At 65.1% G+C, this 23,574-nt stretch carries 19 protein-coding genes; 5 read left to right on the top strand and 14 right to left on the bottom strand.

From position 1 onward, the window contains the following. Positions 1-58 precede the first annotated feature (58 nt). The 5 genes from AC6H34_RS08460 to AC6H34_RS08440 form a co-directional block, all read right to left on the bottom strand. Complete coding sequence (locus tag AC6H34_RS08460; RefSeq protein ID WP_497538488.1) at positions 59-1,264, bottom strand: aminotransferase class V-fold PLP-dependent enzyme; 1,206 nt, start codon at positions 1,262-1,264, stop codon at positions 59-61. A gap of 6 nt (positions 1,265-1,270) precedes the next feature. Beyond that, positions 1,271-2,539 carry a serine hydrolase domain-containing protein gene (locus tag AC6H34_RS08455; protein WP_497538487.1) on the bottom strand — a complete coding sequence of 423 codons (1,269 nt, stop codon included), beginning with the start codon at positions 2,537-2,539 and terminating at the stop codon, positions 1,271-1,273. Between the two features lie 65 nt (positions 2,540-2,604). Then, the gene (locus AC6H34_RS08450) at positions 2,605-3,048 is read right to left on the bottom strand and encodes a cyclic nucleotide-binding domain-containing protein (protein ID WP_448150398.1); all 444 of its coding nucleotides are present in this window, start codon (positions 3,046-3,048) and stop codon (positions 2,605-2,607) included. A gap of 71 nt (positions 3,049-3,119) precedes the next feature. Beyond that, positions 3,120-5,807 (bottom strand): ABC transporter transmembrane domain-containing protein, encoded by a 2,688-nt coding sequence (locus AC6H34_RS08445; RefSeq protein ID WP_497538486.1) that lies wholly within the window; start codon positions 5,805-5,807, stop codon positions 3,120-3,122. 78 nt (positions 5,808-5,885) lie between these two features. Further along, positions 5,886-6,056, bottom strand: a complete 171-nt coding sequence (locus tag AC6H34_RS08440) for a hypothetical protein (protein WP_448150400.1) — start codon at positions 6,054-6,056, stop codon at positions 5,886-5,888. 37 nt (positions 6,057-6,093) lie between these two features. Here AC6H34_RS08440 and AC6H34_RS08435 point away from each other — a divergent pair, with 37 nt between their 5' ends. The 5 genes from AC6H34_RS08435 to AC6H34_RS08415 all read left to right on the top strand — a co-directional run bounded on the left by AC6H34_RS08435 (position 6,094) and on the right by AC6H34_RS08415 (position 12,673). Further along, a complete protein-coding gene (locus AC6H34_RS08435) occupies positions 6,094-7,371 on the top strand; it encodes a glycosyltransferase family protein (RefSeq protein ID WP_497538485.1) in 1,278 nt (425 codons plus the stop codon). A 191-nt stretch (positions 7,372-7,562) separates the two neighbouring features. Next, a complete protein-coding gene (locus AC6H34_RS08430) occupies positions 7,563-8,819 on the top strand; it encodes a glycosyltransferase family 4 protein (protein WP_497538484.1) in 1,257 nt (418 codons plus the stop codon). Next, complete coding sequence (locus AC6H34_RS08425; RefSeq protein ID WP_497538483.1) at positions 8,816-9,298, top strand: class I SAM-dependent methyltransferase; 483 nt, start codon at positions 8,816-8,818, stop codon at positions 9,296-9,298. The genes AC6H34_RS08430 and AC6H34_RS08425 overlap by 4 nt, the downstream gene beginning before the upstream one ends. 283 nt (positions 9,299-9,581) lie before the next feature. After that, entirely contained in the window at positions 9,582-10,712 is a 1,131-nt protein-coding gene (locus AC6H34_RS08420) for a 2Fe-2S iron-sulfur cluster-binding protein (protein ID WP_448150404.1), read from the top strand. Then, a complete protein-coding gene (locus tag AC6H34_RS08415; RefSeq protein ID WP_497538482.1) occupies positions 10,709-12,673 on the top strand; it encodes a mechanosensitive ion channel family protein in 1,965 nt (654 codons plus the stop codon). The genes AC6H34_RS08420 and AC6H34_RS08415 overlap by 4 nt, the downstream gene beginning before the upstream one ends. A 41-nt stretch (positions 12,674-12,714) precedes the next feature. On the opposite strand, the gene AC6H34_RS08410 is transcribed toward AC6H34_RS08415, so the two are convergent. The 9 genes from AC6H34_RS08410 to AC6H34_RS08370 form a co-directional block, all read right to left on the bottom strand. Then, positions 12,715-13,371 (bottom strand): class I SAM-dependent methyltransferase, encoded by a 657-nt coding sequence (locus AC6H34_RS08410; protein ID WP_497538481.1) that lies wholly within the window; start codon positions 13,369-13,371, stop codon positions 12,715-12,717. Continuing rightward, entirely contained in the window at positions 13,341-14,300 is a 960-nt protein-coding gene (locus AC6H34_RS08405; protein WP_497538480.1) for an SDR family oxidoreductase, read from the bottom strand. Before AC6H34_RS08405 ends, AC6H34_RS08410 begins: the two co-directional genes overlap by 31 nt. After that, positions 14,297-15,166, bottom strand: a complete 870-nt coding sequence (locus AC6H34_RS08400) for an SDR family NAD(P)-dependent oxidoreductase (RefSeq protein WP_497538479.1) — start codon at positions 15,164-15,166, stop codon at positions 14,297-14,299. Before AC6H34_RS08400 ends, AC6H34_RS08405 begins: the two co-directional genes overlap by 4 nt. Positions 15,167-15,221: 55 nt before the next feature. Next, positions 15,222-15,791 (bottom strand): TetR/AcrR family transcriptional regulator, encoded by a 570-nt coding sequence (locus AC6H34_RS08395; protein WP_448150409.1) that lies wholly within the window; start codon positions 15,789-15,791, stop codon positions 15,222-15,224. A 182-nt stretch (positions 15,792-15,973) separates the two neighbouring features. After that, entirely contained in the window at positions 15,974-17,311 is a 1,338-nt protein-coding gene (locus AC6H34_RS08390) for a nucleotide sugar dehydrogenase (protein ID WP_497538478.1), read from the bottom strand. Between the two features lie 152 nt (positions 17,312-17,463). Beyond that, positions 17,464-18,630, bottom strand: coding sequence for an ABC transporter permease (locus tag AC6H34_RS08385; RefSeq protein ID WP_448150411.1), 1,167 nt, complete (start codon positions 18,628-18,630; stop codon positions 17,464-17,466). Between the two features lie 8 nt (positions 18,631-18,638). Beyond that, on the bottom strand, positions 18,639-19,658 hold the full coding sequence (locus AC6H34_RS08380) for an ABC transporter permease (protein ID WP_448150412.1): 1,020 nt from the start codon (positions 19,656-19,658) through the stop codon (positions 18,639-18,641). Continuing rightward, a complete protein-coding gene (locus tag AC6H34_RS08375; RefSeq protein ID WP_497538477.1) occupies positions 19,655-21,580 on the bottom strand; it encodes an ABC transporter substrate-binding protein in 1,926 nt (641 codons plus the stop codon). Before AC6H34_RS08375 ends, AC6H34_RS08380 begins: the two co-directional genes overlap by 4 nt. Then, the gene (locus tag AC6H34_RS08370; RefSeq protein WP_448150414.1) at positions 21,577-23,472 is read right to left on the bottom strand and encodes an ABC transporter ATP-binding protein; all 1,896 of its coding nucleotides are present in this window, start codon (positions 23,470-23,472) and stop codon (positions 21,577-21,579) included. The genes AC6H34_RS08375 and AC6H34_RS08370 overlap by 4 nt, the downstream gene beginning before the upstream one ends. Positions 23,473-23,574: the final 102 nt, after the last annotated feature.

Here is a 23,574-nt window from a genome sequence, read left to right as displayed (position 1 = left end):
GCGTGTTTCTGCGTCAATGGTTGCTTCCGGCGGCGGCATGATTCGAAAGGCCCGCCGCTCATCCTCGCATCGTCCCGATCAGTTCGACGAGCGCGTCGATTTCGTCCTCGTTGTTGTAATAGTGAGGGGATGCGCGCACCAGCGTCGGAAGACCACGGGCCAGGGCATCGAGCAGGGTGCTGGAGGGCTGGGAGGTGCTGATGTTGATGCTTTTCTCCGCGGCTCTGCGCTTGATCTCTTCCGCCTGCCGCCCTTCGACCGTGAACGAGACGATGGCGGACGGACCCGGACCGAGATCCCGGATCTCCACGCCCGGGATGGCGGCGAGCCCGTCACGCAGCCTCCTCGAAAGGATAGCACACCGCGCGGCGATCGCGTCCAGGCCGATGTCGAGCGCGTAGTCCACGGCGACGCCGAGGCCGAGCCGGGCGGCGTAGTTGTTTTCCCAGGTCTCGAAGCGGCGGGCGTCGTCCCGCAATTCGTACCGGTCCCTGGCGACCCAGGTCGCACCGAAATGATCGATCATCGGCGGTTCGAGCGTGACCAGCACCGATCGCCGCACATAGAGGAAACCCGTGCCCCGCGGCCCGCGCAGGAACTTGCGTCCCGTGGCGGAGAGCATGTCGCAGCCGACGGCCTCGACGTCCACGGGCATCTGGCCGAGGGCCTGGCAGGCATCCAGGAGGTAGGGAATGCCGTGCCGGCGCGCAATCGCCCCGACCTCGGCGGCAGGGTTGACGAGTCCGCCATTGGTCGGGATCCAGCTGATGGCGATCAGCCGGACCTTTCCGTCGATCATCCCTTCCAGCGCCACGGGATCGAGCCTGCCCTGCGCATCGTCGGGGATGACCTCGATCGTTGCGCCGGTGCGCCGGGCGACCTGCAGGAAGCCGACATAGTTCGCGCCGTATTCGGCGCGGGTCGTGAGGATCCTGTCGCCGGGCTGAAAGGACAGGGCATAAAAGGCCATCTGCCACGCTATGGTGGCATTCTCCATCAGCGCGATCTCGTCGCGCCGGGCGTTGATCAGGCGCGCGACACTGTCATAGACGCCGTCGAGCCGTGCCGCTGCCTCTCCCGCCGCCTCGTAGCCGCCGATATCGCCCTCCCGTGTCAGATAGTCCTTCATCGCCTCGATCACCGGCCTCGGCATCAGGGCCGCGCCGGCATTGTTGAGATGGATGCGATTGGCGATGCCGGGCGTGTCGGCACGAAGGCGTTCGAGGGCGATGGGCATGGCTGTCTCGGGAAAGCGTGGATTCATGCGTTCCTATGGTTTCGCAGCCGATGCCAGCACGCTTTCCCAGAGGGCCACGAGCGTATCCTCTCGCGGATCGTCAACCGGCTGGCGGCGGACGGCCATATGGACCATCACCAATCGTGTTTGCGGATCGACGAAGATGCGCTGGCCGAAGATGCCGTTCAACACGAAGGTCCGGCGCGGGCCGGGCCGCAGCCACACCAGGTAGCCGTAGCCGCTGGGATGGCTGCTCTTGTCGAGTGCCAGGAAGGAGCCGGGTTCGACGGGACGCGTCGCGTCCAGGATCCACTGGCGGGGAATGATCTGCCTGCCGTTCCACGCACCGTCATGCGCGAGCAGCAAGGCAAAGCGCGCATAGTCGCGCAGGATCGCATTGAAGCAGCAGGAGGCGATTTCCTGTCCCGAAGCGTCGATTCGCCAGCTGGCAGGGGCCTCGGCCCCCATGGGCTGCCAGACGCGCGTTTCCAGATAGCGTGTGAGAGGCATATGGGTGGCCCGCGCAAGCACAAGCCCGAGCACTTCGGCATTGACGTTCGCATAGCGCCACTGCGTATCCGGCGGTGCGCTTCGGGCGCGGAACTGCGCGAGGGCGGCGAGGATATCGGGCGTGTCCCCCGATACCAGCGACCGGTTGTGGCGGGTCAGCGGGCCGTCGGGGTTGTAGTCTTGCGTGACGGCGATGCCGCTGGCCATGTGCAGCAGGGCACGCAGGGGCGTACGGCCGAGCTCGGTTCCCGCCAGCTCCAGTACATAGGTGGCGGCCGAATCGTCGACGGACCGGATCGCGCCTTCCGAAATGGCGATGCCGACAAGCATCCCGACCATGGTCTTCACGATCGACATGGACGTCAGCCTGTCCCGGTCGGTGCGGCCATATTGGTAGCGCTCGAAAAGGATCGTGTCGTCCCGCGCGATCAGCAGCCCGGTGGCTGGGTTGCGCCTGAGGTAGTCGTCGATCGAGTAGGTGACACCCCAATAGGTGAAACTGGCCGAAAAAGCGGTATCGGCGCGCTTCAGGGGCGAAGGTTCGACCGCCGCCGCGACGGGGCGGGTTGGAAACAATCGATCATAGTGGCTGAAGCCACCGACCATGTTCTGCTGCTGCTCGATGGGCATGGCGACGGGGTAGCCCAGCGGCTCTCCATAAAATTCGGCGTCGAAGCCGGTGCGGGAGAAAGCCGGCGCCGCATCGCCGGCCGACGCCGGCTCCATGGACGCTGCAGCACATATCAAGGCGATCGGCAGTCCCGCGAGGTGCATACGGTCTGGCACGCGCATGAAACCACCTCGCTGAAGCCAGGCCCGCTCGCTTCATATCATCGCAAGCATTCGCGCGAATCGCCTCAATGGGCGTGGATGCCCTCGTGGGTGGCGACCTGCATGACGCGGCGGGCCAGTTCCTTGGCGATCGACAGCGAGAATTGCGGGCTGTCCTGGATCATGCGCAGAAGGCAGTCCTTGTTGATGCGCATCACGGACAGCGGAGTCAGCGCCCGTGCCGAGGTGAAACGCTTGGCGTCGCAGAGTACGGCCACCTCGCCGATCATGGCGCCGGGCCCGTCCTGGCCGATGATGGTCATGCCTTCATCCGTACGGGCGAGGAATTCCACCTCACCCTTGAGGATGACGTAGGCAGCGTCGGGAACCTCGCCGCAATGGAAGAGGTAATCACCCTTCTCGAAGGCGAGCTGCTCGCTCATGCACGCCAGCAGTCGCATCTTGCACGGGTCGATGCCCGTGAAGATCGGCGAATTCTTGATGGTCTTGACTTCCAGATCCAGATCCAAGGCCACTCTCCCCGCTCAACAACCAGATGTTGAGCAAACAAGGCGAAATCTAGATTCGATCCAAGCATTATCTAGGCGCTCTGCGCAAGCTCTACAACGTCCCGGCTTACGATTCTTGAGCCTTCGAACTCGATTATGCGGTCAAAACCGGCGGCTTCCTCCGAATCGGTGAGTGTCGCGATCACCGTCCGATCCTTCATGGCAGACCTGATGCTGGCGAGCAGCGTCTCCGCCTCGGCCGGCGTGAAGGCGAGGAAAGCGTTCTCCATCACCAGGACCTGGGGATGGGCGATCAGGGCGCGTGCGATGGCGATGCGGGCCCGCTGCACCGGTTGCAACTGCCAGCCCCCCTTGCCGACCTCAAATTCCAGGCCGAGCGCGAAGATGGGCCTGTCGAGGTTAAGCTCCTCCACCACGCTGCGAGCCAGGGCGTAGACGCGCTCGGGCGCGTTGGCGATGCCGTATGAGATGCGGCCGAACAGGATGTTGTCGCCCACCGGGGCGGCGCGCATGTAGCGGTCGGGATCGTAGAATTCGATCTCGTCGACATAATGCGAGGGCAGGTGGTCGCGGAAGCTCTGCCGTGCCCGCAGCACGCGTCGGCTGAAGGCGTCGTCCACGAGGCCCAGGCGATGGCGCGGCTCGATATAGGCGAGCCCGGCGCCGAGGAGGCGTGTGCGGGCCGAAGCGGAGAGGGCGCGGGTGGTGCCTCGGGCGTGGACGGAATCCACGATCTCCTGGAAACGCGGCAGGTCTTCGGGACGGATGGCGGAGTACCGCTCGAAGACCGGATGCTCCGGCGGCAGGCCGGCGAAGGTCTCCACCGCCATCTCGGCGATATGGAGGCCGAGGTCGATCAGCGGCTCCATCAGTGCCTCGGCCTCCAGGATGGAACGCACGAAGATGTCGCGCTGGAGGGTGTCCATGCGCAGCCTCTTGCCCTTGGGCACGCCGAACAGAAGGTTCTCGCCCACGGAGGCGCCTGCGTTGTAGCGCTCCGGATCGAACGAATCGACGAGGTGCGACATGCCCTTTTCGGCCAGGCGTTCGCGCACCCGCTGGCGGGCATGCACGAAGGGCTGGAGGAACTCCTCGCTGTGGCTTTCGTCGAAGCGCCCGCGCACGCCGAACCGGTTGATGTCGGGAAGGGCACCGGCAACGTCGAGGGCGGCGCGTATGGCGTCGTAGACCTGGTCCGGGCCCTCCACGCCCAAGGCGCGGTAGTCGATCCAGTCGGCCGCGGCCGATACCAGGGGGTTGCCGGAGCGCCTCGATTCCAGAAAGCTGCGATACTGCTCGTCGTCGGATACCAGAGCCGAGATGTCGCCGAGCGAGGGCTGGCGGCGCTTGGCCGCGAACAGGATATTGTCGCGGATCGAACCTGGCGACAGATGGCTGTCCGGTCCGACAAAGCTGAGAATCTGGCTGAGTTCGATGTCCGAAAGGGCGGTGATCTCGACATCGCCGATCTTCACGCTGCCCTGGTAGGCCAGATACTGGCGCCCGATGATGCGGGCGAGGATGTCGCGGCCCGTGCCAACGGCGCCGGTGAGGGCGACATGGCTCGGCCGGTCCAGCTGCAGCGAAAGGCGATCGAGCAGCGGCACGCCGCGCGCATCCTGCACGCTCACGGAGGTGAGGCAGATCGGGGCATCGGCGGGCGGCAGCTCCCTCTTTTCGGTGGGATCGAAAGCGGGCAGCAGCCGGTCGGGCGAGAACTGCGCCGAGACCTGCTCGTATTTCACCTGCACGTCCTGGCGCTGCTGGTCCCAGTCGATCAGGTCCTTGATGGGGGGCGGCAGGTCGCGGTAGGCGGCGATCACCGCAACGAGCTGGCCGATGTCGACGGTGCCCCGCAAGGCGAGATAGCCGCCCACGGCGTAGAAGATGAAGGGCGTGAGCTGGGCCAGCAGGTTGTTGAGGAACTTGACCGCGAATTTGCGTTTGAACAGGTCCGCGCGGATCTTGTAGAGCCCGCCGAGCCGGTCCCCGATATCCGCCTCGATGTAGCGCGTGGCCCCGAAGGTATGCACGGCCGGGGCCGTCTCGATCGCCTCGCCGATGCGTCCCGCAAGCTGGCGCGAGGCGAGCTGGCGCATGCGGCCGAGCCTAATCTGCTCGCGGCGGAGGACAGGGATGATGATGGCCTGCGCCAGCACCACCACGAGGGCGGCGAAGCCCATGCCCGGACTCTGCACCATGATGAAGAGCAGGGCGGTGCCGGCCTGGGTGATCAGGAAGGCGGGCTGGATGAACGCGTCGCCGATGAAGCCGCCTATCGGGTCGACCTCGTCCTTGATCATGCCGGCGACCTCGGCCGGCTTGAGCGGTGCGATATCCTCGGGCCGGAAGCGCATCAGGATGGAGAACAGGTCGAAGCGCAGCCGCCGCAGCATGCGCTCGCCGAGGATGCCCTTGCGGATGTTGATGACATATTTGAAGGCGCCGTTGATCAGCACCAGCGCCAGGAACCAGAAGCTCAGCGCGAAGAGATAGGGCACGCGCGACAGGTCGACGCCGTCGAAGATCTTCCAGGTGTAACCGCCCAGGAACGAGGGCAGCGAGATCGACCATTCGAACAAGCGGGCGGTTGCGTTGCCATGCTTGAAGGCGCCGCCCTGTATGGCGTCGTTGACGATATGCTTGGGGACTTCCAGTGACACCCAATAGAGCGGCAACGAGGCCAGAATCACCAGCAGCAGAAAGATCTGCTCGCCGCGGGAATGCCGCCAGATATATCGGAACAGGCTAGGGTCCAACGCGTGACGCCCATGGTTATTTCTGTCGAGGTAGGAATTCCGCGCCGCCACGTCAACGAAGTGACGGTCACGAAATCATCAAACGACCTTGATAGCAGAGTCGCAACTATCGGCGTATCCCCCGTTGTAGCTACGCAGCCGTGTGGCTATGATGCCTTCGAGTGGCGTCGCGAGGCCGGCGGCCATCCTGCCCGAGACCACTCGCGGGAAGCCGGCCGGAGCGCCGGACATGACTTCGGAATTTTGCATGCAGAGCATCCAGCCAGGGTCGGGGGGCTATTAGACCATGTTGCACCAGCCCGGGCCGGGAGGGGTCTCCCGCCGCGCGCAACACGCCTTTTCCGGCCCGCGCGTAATGATCTACAGCCACGACACGTTCGGCCTCGGCCATCTGCGCCGTTCGCGGGCCATTGCCAATCGCCTGGTCGAGCGCCATCCCGACGCTTCCATCGTCATCATTTCGGGATCGCCGATCATAGGCAGTTTCGAATTCGGCGATGGCGTGGACTATGTCCGTGTGCCGGGCGTCGTGAAGCACGCCAATGGCGACTATACCACGCTGAGCCTCAACCTGCCGCTCGACGAAGCCGTGGCGATGCGCGAGGCGATCATCCTGCAGACGGCGCGCACGCTGAAGCCCGATCTCGTGATCGTCGACAAGGAGCCGACTGGCTTTCGCGGAGAGCTGCTGCCGGCGCTGGAGGAATTGCGCAAGGGCGGTGCCCGAATCGTGCTCGGTGTTCGCGACGTGATGGACGAACCCACCGTCCTCGCCGAGGAATGGGAGCGCAAGGACGCCATCGACGCGTTGATCCGCTACTACGACGACATCTGGGTCTACGGGCTCAGGGAGATCTACGAGCCGCTGGCCGGCCTCGATCTGCCGGAACATGTTCGCCGGCGTATCGTCTATACCGGCTTCCTGCGCCGCGAACTTCCGCCCCAGCCCCAACTGATCCGCTATCCCCGGCTTACCAAGGGGCCCTTCATCCTGGTCACCACCGGCGGCGGCGGCGACGGGCACGAACTGATCGATTGGGTGCTTTCGGCCTATGAGCAGGACCCGGGCATACCCACGCCCGCGCTCCTGGTGTTCGGGCCGTTCGTGGCGCGCGACCGGCGCGGCCCTTTCATGGAGCGCATCGCGCGTCTGCCCAATGTCGACGCCATCACCTTCGACGCCAAGATCGAGCACCTGATGATGAAGGCGCAGGGCATCGTCTCGATGGGCGGCTACAACACCTTCTGCGAGATTCTGTCGTTGGACAAACGCGCCCTCATCGTGCCGCGCACGACGCCGCGGCGGGAGCAGTCGATCCGGGCCGAGCATGCGGCGCGGCTGGGCCTGGTCAGCATGCTCGACGGGGATAACCTCAATCCCGGCGTCAAGCGCGACGCGATGGCGATGGCCCGCGCGATCCGCCGCCTGCCGGAACAGCCTCTGCCCTCGAAGGCCTTCCTGCCTCATCTTCTCGAAGGCCTCGACCGTATCGAGAAACTCACGACGTCCTGGTTCGATGCCCGGTCGAACGTGGTCCGGCTGGAGCAGGTCGCATCCAAATGAGCGGTGCCCACGCGGCTTATCGGCATGCGCAGGGGCACGACTTCGGCCGTGGCCGGGCCTGTCCGATGCCGCCATCCGAGAGATTGGTCCCGACGGCGAGAGGATCGAATGGCAGGGACAAGCCCGGCTACGGCAAACGCCGCCTGTCCTGCGCCAGATACCTACCCATGATCGGCGTCGTCTGAGTTCTCATGCCTTCTCGCTCTCCCATTGCCGTCGTCGTGAAGGGCTATCCGCGCCTGTCCGAGACCTTCATCTCCCAGGAAATCCTCGCACTGGAGGAGGCAGGTTTCGACATCGAGATCTGGTCGTTGCGCCATCCCACCGACGGCGCCGTGCACATGCTCAACCGGCAGATCAGGGCGAAGCCCGTCTATCTCCCGGAATATCTCTACCAGGCGCCCGGCCGGGTGCTGCTGGGCGCGCTGGGCGCCCTTGCCAGGCCCGGCTTCCTGAAGCTGATGGGGGTGTTCCTGCGCGATCTCGGCCGTGACTTCACCGCCAATCGCGGTCGCCGGCTCGGCCAGGCCCTGGTGATGGCGCGCGAGCTCGATCCGGCCATCCGGCACATCCATGTGCACTATCTGCACACGCCGGCCTCAGTGGTACGCTATGCGGCGCTGCTGACGGGCCGCAGCTTCAGTTTCTCGGCGCATGCCAAGGACATCTGGACCACCACAGACTGGGAGAAGCGCGAGAAGATCGCCGCCAGCACGTGGGGCGTTACCTGCACGCGTGCAGGAGTGGAAACGCTGCGCGAACTCGCTCCTCCCGGCGAGCCCGATCGTGTCGGCCTGGTCTATCATGGCCTGGACCTCACGCGCTTTCCCGAGCCGCCGCAGCATCGCCCCGCCCGCGACGGCAGCGACGCGGCCACTCCGGTGGAACTCGTCACCGTCGGGCGCGCGGTAGCCAAGAAAGGGTTCGACGACCTGCTCGAAGCCCTGGCACGCCTGCCCGCGGGCCTTCACTGGCGTCTCACCCATATCGGCACGGGCGAATTGCGCGTCGACCTCAAGGCACAGGCCGAGCGCCTCGGGCTGGCCGATCGCATCACCTGGCGCGGCGCCTTGGCCCAGGACGACGTCATCGCCGCCCTGCGGGCCGCCGACCTTTTCGTGCTGCCCTGCAAGGAGGGCGAAGCCGGGGACCGGGACGGCCTGCCCAACGTCATCATGGAGGCGGCGACACAGGGCCTGCCGATCGCCTCCACCCGTTTTGCCGGCGTGCCGGAATTCGTGCGCGACGAGCAGGAGGGCCTGCTGGTGCCGCCGAACGAGCCGGCCGCGCTGGCGCAGGCGCTCGCGAGGCTGATCGGCGATCCCGCCCTGCGTGCAAGGCTCGGCGGGGCCGCCAGGCGCCGCGTATGCGACGCCTTTTCCTTCGAGGCGGGGATCGTCGAGCTGGCCGCGAGGTTCGACGCCGTGCTGGCGGGGAGGCAATCATGAGCCGGCTCGACAGCTTCATCCGACGCGTCACGGCGCAGCGCGACGTGCTCGACCACGTATGCATGCTGCTTGCTGGCCTGCCGGGCCCGGTGGTCGAGCTCGGCCTCGGCAATGGCCGTACCTTTCATCACCTGCGCGAAAAGCTGCCAGGGCGCCGCATCATCGCCTTCGACCGTGCTCTCGGCGCGCATCAGAGTTCGGTTCCGGCAGACGAGGACCTGGTGCTCGGCGAGATCAGCGAGACGGCAAAGCGCTTCGCCGGCATCGGTGCCGCGCTGGTGCATGCCGACATCGAGACGAACTATGCCGAGATCGATGCCGAGACCGCCCGCTGGCTGCCGCCCCTCGCGGCAAGCCTGCTGTGCCATGGCGGAATCGTCGCCAGCGGCCTGGCGCTGCGCCACCCCGACCTGGCGGTGCTCGACCTGCCCGCGGGCGTGCCGCATCAGCGCTATTTTCTGTATCGGCGTTCCCAATAGCGCGGGGTGCCAGTGAGCATGAGGGCTTCTCCTGTCTCGGCAGCCGCTCTCGAGCCGATGGCTCCCCACGAGTTTCACGCTTCGATCAAATGGCCAGGAAACGCAAAATGGCCTGATGCCAATGGGTTGGCCGGAAAGGGCGTTTCAGCCGCTGCGCATTTCGCGCCGGCCATCACAACTGCGTCATGCAATTTGCAGGCGTGCGGCCGCAAAGCTACCATTGTGAACTGAAGGTTCGGTCCTTGCGTATAGGGTGAACCGGGTTCCAGCGGGCGGCTCCTCCATGCTTCTCCCACCCTTCGTGCGTCGTCTGCGTCTTCTCAGCGGCCTGGTGCTGCTCGTCTTCGTACTGGGTCACCTCGTCAATCTCGCCTTCGCCCTGGACTCGATCGAGGCGATGGACCGGGCGCGCGTGGTCCTGCTGGCTCCCTGGCGTACACTGCCCGGCATGGTGCTGCTCTCGGCCTCCATCCTGGTTCATGCGGTGCTTGGCCTTCTGACCCTCGCCTCCCGGCGCAGCTTCGCTCTCTCGCGTACCGACTGGGTCCAGCTCGTACTTGGCGTGCTGACCGTGCCGCTCCTGGCCAACCACATCGCGCTGGTGGGTGTGTTCAAGACGCTCAACGCGCAGTTCCAGCCCGACTACGGCCTGCTCTTCGCGATCTTCTGGAAATACATGCCGGCTAACGCCCTGCTGCAGGTGCTGGCGGTGGTCGCGGTTTGGGTGCACGGGGCGATCGGTCTCTATGGCTGGCTCGTTCTGCGTCCGGCATGGCGGCGTGTCGGCCCCCTGGTGACGCCGCTGTTCTTCCTGGTGCCGATCGCCGCGCTGCTCGGCTTCGCGCAGGGCGGCAAGGATGTCCTCGTCCGCCTTGCCGACAACAGTGAATGGCAGGCGAGCATCGCCGCGAACATGAGTCTCATCACGGCTTCCAAGGCGCAGATCGAGACCATCCGCAATGACCTGATGCTGGGCTATGCGCTGCCGGCGCTCCTGGCCATCGCGGTCTTCGTCGGCCGGGCCATGCGCACGCGAACCCAGCCCGTGCCCTTGCTCTACGACGGCGGCATCTCGGTCTCCGGCAAGCGGGGGCTTTCGGTGCTTGAAGTCAGCCTCGTCAACCATCTGCCGCATGCCCATGTCTGCTCCGGGCGCGCGCGCTGCGGCACATGCCTGATCGCGGTGGAGGGCGATGCCGGAGCGCTGACGCCGATCAGGGGGGACGAGGCCGCGACCCTCAAGCGCATCCATGCTGGGAGCGGCCAGCGCCTTGCCTGCCAGGCGCGCCTCACGGGCGGGCCGCTGGAGATCACGCGCCTGCGCCCCGCCTATGCCGACGCCTCCGCCTCGCGCAATCCGGAAGAATGGAAGCCCGTCCTCCAGCCCGTCGCAACGCCCGAAGGTGCGCCATGAAGAGGCCCACGCAGATCCTCCTCGCTACCAGCGGCCTGCTTGCCGGTATGACCCAGGCGGCTTTCGCGCAGGCAACCGCCGAGGAACAGATCTTTGGCCTGATCGGCGGCATCCTGGTGGCGGCCAAGCACCGGCTCTCGGGTCTCGCGGCCGACATCGACGAAGCGCCGAACGAACTCATGCGCCTGATGAGCGATGCCTCGACCGCCATGCCCACCGGCAACGGCATCCTCACCATCACCTATGGCCTGATCCTCGTGATCGTCGGGGCCGGCGCGGAGTGGCTGTACTGGACCTACGCCTCGCCGGTGGTCCGGGCAGTGGAGGCGGCGCCCGTGGCGAATCCGCGCCAGGGGTTCCGCCTGGCGATGCGGCGCTTCGGGATGCGCTTCTTCGGGCTCGCCCTGTTCGTCATCGGCATCGTCGGTGCGGCCTCCTATTTCAACTGGCCCTCCGGTTTCGACAGTTTCGTCATCGCCGCCATCCTCCTGACCGTGATCGTGCGCTTTGCCTGGCTGTGCGCCGACACCATCGCCTCCGCGGGGAACCCCCAATTGCGGCTGGCAGCGGTGGAGCCCCGTCACGCCGGCCGCTTCGTGGCGGCCACGGTCGTCATGGCCTTCCTGGTCGGACTGTCCTATTTTCTGTTCGATCTTCTCGAGCGCAGTGCAGGAGCACCGCATGCGGCCTCGGCACTGCGCGTCCTCGCCACCACCCTGTTTGCCCTGATCGCCTTGGCTGCGGTGCTGTCGGGCCACCGCCGGAATCACGCATTGGCCCGGGCGGGCGGCCGGACGCCGCCTCGCTTTCCCTATGCCTTCCTCGCGACGGTGCTGGTACTCGGCATCTACGGCGTCTGGCTGGCGGCCGGTGCCAGGGCCGCCTCGCTGTTTGCGGTGGCTGCCATCGTGGCTGCCGTCCAGACGCGATTGCGCAACTGGGTGTTCTTCTTCTGGCCCGAGGAATCCTTGCCGGCCGAAGGGACCTCGGGTGCCGGGCTTATGCCCAATATCGTTCTCTCGCTCTCGCGCTACGGCGTCGTGATCCTTGGCATCGGCGCCGCCCTGCTGGCATTGGGCACGCCGGTCACCGACATGGCGATGCACAACGACAATCCCCTGATGCGCTTCGTGCTGCATCTGCTCGGCGTTGCCGGCCTGGCGCTGGCCACCAATATCGGCTGGATTGCGGTGCGTGAGCTGATCGACCGCCGTCTGCGCGTCATCGGTCCGTTGGAGCCGCATGGCGACGCCGGCCCCAATGCGCGCCTGCTCACGCTGTTGCCGCTGCTGCGCATGACCAGCGCGATCGTCTTCCTTGTCCTGCTCGTGCTCTCCGCCCTTTGGACGCTCGGCATCGAGATCACCCCGCTGCTGGCAGGTGCGGGCGTCTTCGGCCTGGCGCTCGGCTTCGGCGCGCAAGCCCTGGTTCGGGATGTCATCGCCGGCATCTTCTATCTGGTGGAGGACGTCTTCCGCATCGGCGAGTATATCGAGAGCGGTTCGACCACCAAGGGCACGGTCGAACGCATCACCCTACGCACGGTCGCCCTGCGCCACCATAACGGCCCGCTGCATTTCGTGCCCTATGGCTCGCTGGGCACCGTGCGCAACAATTCGCGTGACTGGGTGATCGAGAAATTCAATCTTCCCCTGCCGGTCAACGTCGATTCCGAGCAGATTCGCAAGATCATCAAGAAGGTCGGCGAGGGCATGCTGGCCGATCCCGAGATCGGGCCGCTGATGCGCGAACCACTGAAGGCCAAGCTCTATCGCATCGATCCAGGTGTGAAGATCTTCCGCTGCAAGTTCCAGACCGCTCCCGGCAAGCAGTTCGACGTCCGAGCGCAGGCCTTCAAGCGCATCGAGTCTGCGTTGAAGGAGGCCGGCATCCGTTTCGCCGATGGCGCGCAGACCGTCCTGATTCCGGGTGGTGGCGCGCAGTCCGCGGCCGCCGCCTGAGGCCGTCGCGGCTGGAATGCGGTGCCGGGCCGGCCGACTCGTCAGATGCCGTGCTGGAAAATGGCGACCGGAGCCTGCCTCTGTGCATCCTCGCGGCGGGTGATGCGATAGACGCCCGCCGGAGGAATGTTCCAGATGGCGCCGCCAACACGTACGGCCTGGAGGCCGAGGCGATCGAGCGTTGCGCGGGAGACAGGGCAGCGCGGGCCGTAGGTGAACTGGTAGAGCGCTCCGCCCGGCCGCATGTAATGGAAGACACCGGCGACGATGGCGGCGGCCTTTTCCGGTGGCATCGTCAGAAGCGGCAACCCGCTGATGGCCGCGCCGACCGGCCTTTCCTCGAAGATGGCCTGTTCGGCCAGAAGGGCGGCGTCCATCGAGAGGATGCGCGCCCGCGGGAAGCGCGCCTCGAGCACGCGGGCAAAGTCCTGGCCGAACTCGACCAGGGTCAACTCGGTCTCGGGAATGCCGCGAGCCAGCAGAGCGCGGGTGAACACGCCGGTGCCGGGCCCGAGTTCCAGCACCGGGCCCATTCCGGGCGTGATCTCCCGGGTCATCACGCGGGCCAGGGCATCGCTTGACGGTGCGACTGCCGCGACACGCATCGGGTTCGAGATCCAGGCCCGGAAGAAGCGGCTGAAGTCGGCACAAGACGTGCCGCTGTTCGTCAGACGAAGCTGGCTTGATGGGTCGGCCATGTCACACCTGTGAGTTGCTCTGAGATAGACCATAGACGGGCGGCGAGGTCTTTGTCCCGTGCCTGTCTTCCGATTCTGGCCTCGCCGACCGGCCCCTTCAGCTCGAACATGTTCTGCGGGCCGTAATAGCCGGCTGGCTGGGCGTCCGGCGAGGTGGCGGCGTACAGGGTAGGCAGGGCGCCCTCGGCGGCGGATTGCGACATCAGGGGCTGGAGGATCGCGCTGAGCCTCTCGATGATATGCGGCCTTCCGTTTCCGCCCATCCGCGGACCGCTGGTCTGGAGGCCGGTGACCGCATAGCCCGGATGGGCGGCATTGCTCAACAGGCCCCAGCCATGGGTGTCGCTGTGCCGCTGCAGTTCGAAGGCGAACAAGATCATGGCAAGCTTGGATTGGGCATAGGCTCGCCACGGCTTGTAGGCTCTTCGCCACTGCAGGTCGTCGAAGTGGATCGCCGCCAAGAGCCGGTGGGCGCCACTGGAGAGGTTGACGACGCGAGGGGAGCGGCCTCGACGCAACAGCGGGAGGAGGCGGCCGGTGAGGGCGAAATGACCGAGGTAGTTGGTGCCGAACTGCAGCTCGAAACCGTCGACGGTCTCGAAGCGCTTCGGCGGCGTCATCACGCCAGCATTGTTGACGAGGAGATCGATGCCATCCTGCTCACCCGCCAGACGCTCGGCAAAGGCCGCAACGGCCGCAAGCGCGGAAAGATCGAGATCCTCGTAGCGGATGCGGGCTGCCGGAAAGACGGCACGGATACGGGCCAGCGCCGCCTCGCCCTTGGCGGGGTTGCGGCCCGTCAGCAGCACGTCGGCGCCTGCTCCGGCGAGGGCCAGGGCCGTCTCGAAGCCGAGACCACCGGTGGCGCCTGTTATCACCGCGCGCCGCCGTTGCTGCGGCGGTATGTCCCTGGTCGACCACGCGCTCATGGATGCAGTTTCTCCAGGAGTTCGGAGACATTGCTGCCATCGAAGTCGGTGGAGGCGCTGATCTGCGCCCAGTCGGCTGCGGCCTTCTGCCGAGCCGCCTCAGCCTGGCCGAATACGTAGAGCGCGTCGGAGCCGAGCAGAAGATGATTCGGCAGGCTGTCATGCTCGGGCAGGCTCACGACGAGCCGCGCGATCTTGTCGGGATCGCCGACCTCGTTGCCGGCATAGGCCTTGAGCAGCGTGGCGATGGCACCGACGCTTTGTCGGTAGTCGGGGATCAGTTCCGGCACGTTGCCGCGCGCCGTGTGCCCCCAATCGGTGCGCATACCGCCCGGCTCCAGCGCGGTGACCTTGACATCGAAGGGTGCCACTTCGAGCGCCAGTACTTCCGTAAAGCCGCTGACGGCCCACTTGGCCGCCTGGTAGGCGCTCATTCCCGGGGTTCCGACACGTCCGCCCACCGACGAGATGTTGATGATGGTGCCGGCGCGCTGCTTGCGCATCACGGGCAGGGCGGCGCGCGTGAGGTTGATGACGCCGTAGAGATTGGTGTCGATCTGCGCCTTGAAGTCCTCGGCGCTGATCTGCTCGAAGGGCGCAAGATGACCGAAACCCGCATTGTTGACGAGGACATCGAGCCGGCCATAGGCGGAAATGGCGACATCCACGGCCTTCAGGCTCTCCTCGGTGTCGGTAACGTCGAGCTTGAAGGGGAGGAGATGGTCGCCATAGCGTGTCTTCAGATCGGCAAGGCGCTCGGGATCGCGGGCTGTGGCGACGACGTCGTGACCCGCCGCCAATGCCGCTTCGAGAATCGAGCGCCCGAGCCCACGGGCGGCACCTGTAATCAGCCAGACTTTCGACATTGCATCCATCCTATTTTAGAGAGTGCGTAATCACTCATTTAAGGTGTAAATAAAGTCACGGTGAGAGCCCGCTCCACAGCATGTGGAAACCGGCTTGCTTGTACTGTTCCCTTCGATCCGGATCACGGGCGACGAACTCGACCGTGGCTTCCGCCAAGGATTCGAACAGGGCCCCGACAAAGGCGAGCGGCTGCCCCTGCAGCGGTCCCGCCGCAATCGCCTTCTCGAGGGTCGCGCTGACCTCCCGAAAGGACGCCGTGCCGGCTTGACGGCTTGCCGTCGTGATACGCTCGGAGACGCTGAGCTGACGCATGGCCTTGCGCTTGTCCGGATACTTCGCGCCCCAGTCGATCCAGTGGCTCCAGATGTGCCAGCCCCGCTCGCGCATCTCGGCGTGGGTCGGGAAAGCTTCGTTGAGGGCCTTGGCGAGATCGGTCTTGAGAGTCAGGTAGATCTCGTTGAGCAGATCGTCCTTGGTGGCGAAATATTTGAACAGCGTTCCCTCTGCGATATCTGCGCCCTGCGCGATCTTCGCCGTTGGTGCGCCGATGCCAAGCGCCGCGACCAGTCTGGTCGCGGACATCAGGATCGCTTCGCGCTTCGCTTCACTGAGGGGACGGGCCATGGATCGATTTATTGAGTAAGTGCCTACTCATTTAATTAGGGCGAGGCGAACCAGCTGTCAAGGGGGGTCGTCGCAAGGCCCCGGATCGGGTGTTCCGGAGCACGGCGACTTCAGGATTGCGGCGTTCACGGATTCCGGGTTTCGTTTTTGTCAACCGGTCAGGGGCGGGCCGCTTTTTTACTCTAAGCCTTCACTACCTTCGTCATATCCGCGCCCGCCTTGGCGCAGGCATTGCGGGTATCCAGGATGAGCCGTGCGTCGCGTGCGACCATCGCATAGTCGAGGCCGTCGTGATCGGTGGCGATCAGGACGGCATCATAGCCGACCAGGTTTTCCCCTGTGAGGCTCACCGAGCGGCGGCCGGCCAGGGCGGCGTGTTCCCGAGTGGCCCGAATGACGGCGACATGCGGATCATGGAAATCGGCGACTGCCCCGCGCTCCTCCAGGATCTCGATCAGTTTGAAGGAGGCGCTCTCGCGGGTGTCGTCGACGTTCTTCTTGTAGGCGACGCCGAGGATGAGGATGCGAGCGCCATTGAGCCCGCGCCTGAAGCGCCTGTCGAGCGCCTCGGCGAGACGATCCACCACATAGCGGGGCATAGCCGTATTGATCTGGCCGGCAAGCTCGATGAACCGGGTGGTGACGTCGAATTCGCGCGCCTTCCAGGTGAGATAGAAGGGATCGATCGGGATGCAGTGGCCGCCGAGCCCGGGGCCCGGGTAGAAGGGCATGTAGCCGAAGGGCTTTGTCTTGGCGGCGTCGATGATCTCCCAGACGTCGATGCCCATGGCTTCGAAGATGACCTTCAGTTCGTTGACGAGCGCGATGTTCACCGAGCGGAAGATATTCTCCGTCAGTTTCACCGCCTCGGCCGCGGCCGGGGAAGAGACGGGCACGGTCTGGCTGACGAAAGCATCGTACAGGCGGGCAGCGAGCGCCAGGGCATCGGCGCCGTCGCCGCCCACCACCTTGGGAATGTTCTGCGTGCCGTAGACGGGGTTGCCGGGATCCTCGCGTTCGGGCGAGAAGGCGAGGAAGAAGTCCTCGCCCGAGCGCAGGCCACCCCCTTCCAGCATGGGCTTCATGAGTTCCTCGGTCGTGCCGGGCCAAGTGCTCGATTCCAGGATGACGAGCTGTCCGCGCCGGAGCGTCGCCGCAACGGAAGCCGTGGACTTCAGGACGAAGGACATGTCCGGCTCCCGCTGGCGGGTCAGCGGCGTGGGGACGCAGATCAGTATGGCGTCCGGTTCGCCGAGGCGGGTGAAATCGGCGGTGGCCTCGAACCGGCCCGCGGCGATCGCATCGGCGATCGGCTGGTTCGGGATGTGCTTGATCAGGCCGTCCCCACGGTTGAGGGCTTCGACCCGGCGGCTGTCGATATCGAAGCCCACCACGCGGAAGTTCGCCCTGCCGATGGCAATGGCGAGCGGCAGCCCGACATAGCCGAGGCCAATGATGCCGATCACGGCCTGTCGGTTTTCGATGCGGGCGAGGAAGTCTGATGCAAGCGGGGAGGTCATGGTTCGGATATCGGGCAGGCAGGGAAGGAAGGCAAGCGCGGGAGAGTAGAGGCCCGATATGCTACGAAAGCAAAGTCTTTGGATGACGTACTTGCGTTCCAGTTTTCAGACCGGCAGCAACAGATCCTGCATATCGCGGGAACTGGCCGCAGTCAGTGATACGGGTCCGCCGCGTCGCGCAGGCCGTCGCCGAGGAAATTGAAGGCGAGTACCACCAGCATCACCGGAATCATCGGGATCAGCAGCCAGGGGTAGAGGCTGATGGAACCGAGGTTCTGGGCCGAATTGAGCAGAACGCCCCAGCTCGTCACCGGTGGGCGCAGGCCGAGTCCGAGATAGGAGAGCGCGGTCTCGCCCAGGATCATCGCCGGGATCGACAAGGTGGCGCTGGCGATGAGATGACTCATGAAATTGGGCAGCAGGTGGCGCCCGATGATGCGCCCGCGCGAGGCGCCCATCAGCTCGGCCGCGTGCACGAAATCCTCGTTGCGAAGCGATTTCAGCTTTGAACGCACGGCGATCGCCAAGCCCGGCCAGTCCAGCAAGCCGAGGATCACGGTGATGCCGAGAAAGACGATCACGGGGCTCCAGTTGGGCGGCATGGCGGCGGAGAGAGCGAGCCAAAGCGGCAGCTCGGGGAGCGAGCGCAGCACTTCGATCACCCGCATGATGGCGCTGTCAACGAGGCCGCCGACATAGCCGGCCAGGCCCCCCAGCGTCAGGCCGATCGAGAAGGACACGGCGATGCCGAGCAGCCCGACGGTGAGCGAGATGCGTGCGCCATAGATGATGCGGGACAGCATGTCCCGCCCGAGCTTGTCCGTGCCCAGCAGGAAGGCCGTGCCTCCCTCCGGCGGGCAGAGGATGTGAAAATCGCCGTAGAAGATGCCCCAGAGCTTGTAGCGCTCGCCCTGGCAGAAGAAGCGCAGGGGCTGCGGCTTCGTATTGTCGGTCTCGTAGAGGCCGGGGAAGAGCGGGTCGTCGATATCGCGGATCGAGAAGCTGGTCGGATAGACGAAGGGACCGATGAACCGCCCCTCGTGGAACAGGTGCACCGCCTGCGGCGGGGAGTAGAGATAGTCGCTGTTGCGCTGGGCGAGCGAGTAGGGCGCGATCACCTCGACGAAGGGTAGGCTGAAATAGGTGAGGACGAGGAAGATGCCGGCGGTCAGCGCCAGCCGGTTCTGCTTGAACTTCCACCAGATCAGCCTGAACGAGGAGGCGCTGTAGAAACGCTCCTCCTCCTTGGTCATCGGCTTGACGACATGCGGATCGAAGGGCGCGGGATTGACGTAATGCGTCGTGGTGGTCTCGTTCATCTGCGCCTCTATCTGCCGCCGCCGAGGCGGATGCGCGGATCGAGCACGGCGAGCGCGAGATCGGCGATGAACATGCCCACCACGGTGAGGAAGGCGACGAAAAGCAGGATGAAGCCGGCGAGATATTGATCCTGGGACTTCAGCGCCTGCACGAGATAGGGGCCGATGGTGGGCAGGCTCAGCACGATGGAGACGATGGCCGAACCCGAGACGACGCTGGGCAGGAGATTGCCGATATCGGCGACGAACGGGTTCATGGCGATGCGGAAGGGATATTTCAGCAGCGCCTTGCCGGGCGGCAGCCCCTTGGCCTTGGCCGTCACCGTATATTGCTTGGCGAGTTCATCGAGCAGGTTGGCGCGCAGCCGCCGGATCATGCCGGCCGTGCTGGCGAGGCCGATGACCGCGACCGGGACGATGAGATGGCTGAGGAGCGAGCCGAACTTGCCGAATGACCAGGTTTCGCTGGCGTATTTGGGATCGTAGAGGCCACCGATGGAAATGCCGAACCAGCGATTGAGATAGTAGAGCAGGGCAAGCGCCAGCAGGAAGCTCGGCGTCGCCAGCCCGATATAGCCGACGAAGGTGACGGCATGCGCGCCGATCGAATTCTTGTGGGTCGCCGAGTAGATGGCGATCGGTATCGAGACCAGGTGAATGAAGACGATCACCAGCAGGTTCACCACGATAGTCAGCCCGAGCGCGGATCCGACCACGGTGCATACCGGCTGTCCATATTCGAAGGACCAGCCGCAATTGCCCTGCAGAAGGCCGTTGTAGCCCTGATGGCCCGGAAGGATGCCGAGCCAGGCCCCGTATTGATACAGCACCGGCTTGTCGAGACCGTACTGAACGCGCATCTGCTCGGCCTTGGCGATGCTCGCCGTTTCGCCCTGGGCGCGCAATTCGTCGATCTGGTTGGTGATATAGTCGCCTGGCGGCAGCTTGATCACGATGAAGATCAGGAGCGAGATCACCAGGAGCGTCACCGCCATGGTGCCGATCCGGCGCAGTACATAACGGATCATGGTGTCGCGTCGGCCTGGGCCGTCTTCTGTTCGTAGAAGAATTCATCGACGCGATAGGCGCCGAGCATGGCAGTCGGTTGCCAGGAAAAGACGGCTTTCTTCGGTATGTTCTGGATCGTCTTGGTCACCACGATCGGCTGCAGGGCCCCCTGCACCGTGCCGATGATGAACTGCTGGTCGGCATGGATGCTGAGCATCCTGCGCCAGATCTGCGTCTTGTCGTTCAGCGTGGTGGCGTTCATCCACTGATCGTTGAGATCGAGCAGTTCCTGAACTTCCGGCACATCGACTTTCTCGCCTGCCTTGCCGGCAGTTTCCGCATACTGGCCCCATTTGGGCCAGGCCATGTTGTCCTGTTGCAGGGGAGCGAGCTCGGCCGGCGGCATCACGGCCGTCGCATAGGCGAGATCGAGCCCGGCCCTCGCCACCATCACCGTCTGTCCGGCATAGGCACGGTCGTTGAGGGCGCCGTCGTCCTCGGTCTTGAGCACCATCTTGATGCCGGCATCGGCCCAGAATTCGCCGATGATCTCCAGCGCGTCGATGATGTCGTTGTTCTCGCCCTCGACTTCGACGACGAGTTCGGCGAGGCGCCCGTCCGGGAGGAGGCGCGTTCCCGAACCCTCGCGCTTGTCGAGCCCGGCCTCGTCGAAGAGGCGGCTGGCCAGCTTCGGGTCGTAGGTGGCCCACGCCTTGCGGTCGTCGTCCGAGAAGAGGGCGCTCTGCAGCACGACCGTGTTGTTGCCTTCAACGCCACGGCGGAACCAGAGCGTATTGTTGAGCACGTGGCGATCGATGCTCAAGGAGAGGGCCCGGCGAAAGCGGACATCGCGGTTGAGCTTGCGCCAGACCGGATCGTTGCAGGTCTGGTTGGGGTAGAGGGCGCAGGCCGAGCCCTTGGCGATCGGCCAGGCCAGCGTGCGGTAGTTGTGCCAGGATTCGCCGCCTTTGAGCATGGGGATGTCGCCCGTGGTGATCCCCCGGAACAGGAGGTCCGCCTCTCCGGCATTTGCCTTGGCCGCGAACAGGCCTGCGGCGGCGACATTGGCGACGATGCGGTCGACATAGGGCAGTTGCTGCCCCTGTGGATCGACCCGATGGTAGTAAGGATTGCGCTCGAAGATGAACTGCTGCGCGGGAGCCTTGGTGACCACCTTCCAGGGGTCGAGCGTCGGCATGTCCGGGTTGCTCGCTTCGTAGGGCGCGTCGAGCTTGTTATAAAGCGCCGCCCATGATCCCATCTGCAGGTCCTTGGCCATGGCCGTCACCTTGGCCATGTCGCAGTAGTTCTTGTGGAACTGCTTCAGGTAATGGGCAGGCGTGTATATCCAGTCCGGGCGCGGGCCGGCCAGGAAGGGCAGAAAGCGCGGATTAGGCCTCGACCAGCTGTAGCGGATATGGGTGGCGTCGAGGACCTCCACCTTGGGCTGTTCGCCATCGACGATCAGGAAGGCGGGTGGACCTGCGGGGGTGAGTTCCCTGTTGAGAGCCACTTCCTCCCAGTAGAAGCGGAAGTCGTCCGTGGTGAAGGGCGCGCCGTCCGACCAGCGATGGCCCTCGCGCAGCACAAAGGTGAAGGAGCGGTCGCCCTCGTTGATCACGTCGAGGAGGACGTCCGGCTCTAGGTTGAGGTCCTCGTCATAGCCGATGAGACGCGTGTAGCCCATCACGGTGATGTAGCGCAGGTCCCTCGGCTTGGCGACGAGCGTGCGGATGTCGCCCCCATAATGGCCTATGGTGCGCTTGCGGACGAGCATGTCGGCGACGAGGGGTTGCTTGGGCAGGCGCTCGGCAAGGGGCGGCAGCTTGCCGGCCGCGACCTGCGGGCCGATCAGCGGCGACTCGACGGCGAACGCCGGCGTGGCGAACAGGCCGGCCGCGGCGATCAGGAGGGTTCGGCGGGAAATCAGATTGTCGCTCATGCCGCAACTCCTGCCGGTGCCGAGGCGGTGACGGCGCTGATGCGCACGTAATGGCGCGGCTCGACTTCAACCATCAGCGGCGGCGGCTCGCCCGGGGCGATCGTGAAGGGCGCCGGCCAGCGCGTGGGGTCCGAGGAGGCGCTTGCCTTCAGGCGGGCGAAATCGAGCGGATGATCGAGGTCGACATCCGGGATCGCATGCAGCAGCGCCTTCGTATAGGGATGCTTCGGCGAACGGAACAGCACTTCGCGCGGGGCCTGTTCGACGATATGGCCCCGGCACATCACAGCGATGTCGCGGGCCATGTATTCCACCACCGCGAGATTGTGCGAGACGAAGAGATAGGACACGCCGAGCGCCTTCTGCAGGTCCTTCAGCAGATTGAGGATCTGGGCCTGCACGGAAACGTCCAGCGCGGAGGTCGGCTCGTCGCACAGGATGACCGAAGGCTCCAGCGCAAGGGCGCGCGCCAGCCCGATGCGCTGGCGCTGGCCGCCGGAGAAGGAATGCGGATACCGGCGCATGTAGGACGGCTCCAGCCCCACCAGCTCAAGCAGTGCCTTCACGCGCTCATGGCGTTCGTCGCGCGTCCCGATGCCGTGGATCAGCAGTGGTTCCGACAGGATGTCGTACACCGTCATGCGCGGATTGAGGCTCGAGAACGGATCCTGGAATACGAACTGCACCGAGCGGCGGTAGGCCTTCAGCGCTTCATCCTTGAGCGTGAAGACGTCGCTCGGCCCGGTGCCGTCGTCGAACCAGACCCGGCCTTGGTCCGGTGCGCTGCCGGGGGCACGCATGACCATGCGGGACAGCGTGGTCTTGCCAGAGCCGGACTCGCCGACGAGTCCGAGCGTGGTGCCACGGTCGAGCGTGAGGGAGACATTGTTGAGAGCCTGGATCGTTTCGACACGGCCGGACCACATGCCCGTGCGCAGCGTGAAGCTCTTGGAGACGTTCTCGATCTTCAATACGGGAGCGGGCGCGATGGAAGAAGCAGACGTCTCCTCCTTCCATGTATCGGGGATGGAAACCGGAATCTCGCGCAGCGGCTTCAGCCGTTCGCCCGGCTTCATGTTGAAATGGGGAACGGCCCTGATCAGCGCCTTGAGATAATCGTGCCGGGGCTGCTCGAATATGGTCTCGCGCCCACCCAGTTCCATCACCTCGCCGCGGTACATCACCACCACGTCGTCGGCCATGTTGGCGACCACGCCGAGATCGTGGGTGATGAACATGACGGCCATGCGCTTCTGGGCCTGGACATCCTTGATCAGGCCCAGGATCTGGGCTTGCGTGGTGACGTCGAGCGCAGTGGTGGGTTCGTCGGCGATGAGCAAGGCGGGGTGGCAGATCAGCGCCATGGCGATCATGGCGCGCTGGCGCATGCCGCCCGAAAGCTCGAAGGGGTAGGTGCGCAGCATGCGCTGCGGATCGCGGAACTCGACACGCTCGAAGAGCTGGACGGCCTTTTCTTCCGCTTCGCGCCGGGAACAGCCGGTATGCACGATCAGCGCTTCGCTTACCTGGTCGCCGATGGTGTGCACCGGCGACAGCGAGGTCATCGGCTCCTGGAAGATCATGGCGATGCGTCCGCCGCGGATGGCCCGCATCTCGCGTCCGTTCGGGTCGAGCCTGACGAGATCGGTGGTCGTGCCGGTCTCCGGATCGCGGAACAGGCAGCTTCCGCTGGTGACGCGCGCCTTTTTCGAAAGCAGGCCCATGATGGTCTGCGCCGTGACGGACTTTCCGGAGCCCGATTCGCCAACCACCGCCAGCGTCTGGCCTTCGAACACGTCGAAGGAGACATTCCTGACGGCGTGGACGAGGCCGGCATCTCCCTGAAAATCAACGCTGAGGTTGCGCACGCTCAGCAACGGCTCACTGCTCATTCCAGCTCCGAAACCTGTCCCCTCTGCCCGTTTTCCGGTGCTACGCAGGCCTAAGCCTATTCGCACAATCAAATCGGCGCCACACCTATCTAACGCAGGTAT

This window comes from Labrys sp. ALF-8, assembly GCF_059699065.1.
Note: the sequence above shows the minus strand (reverse complement) of the source record. Positions and strands in the feature narration are given on the sequence as shown.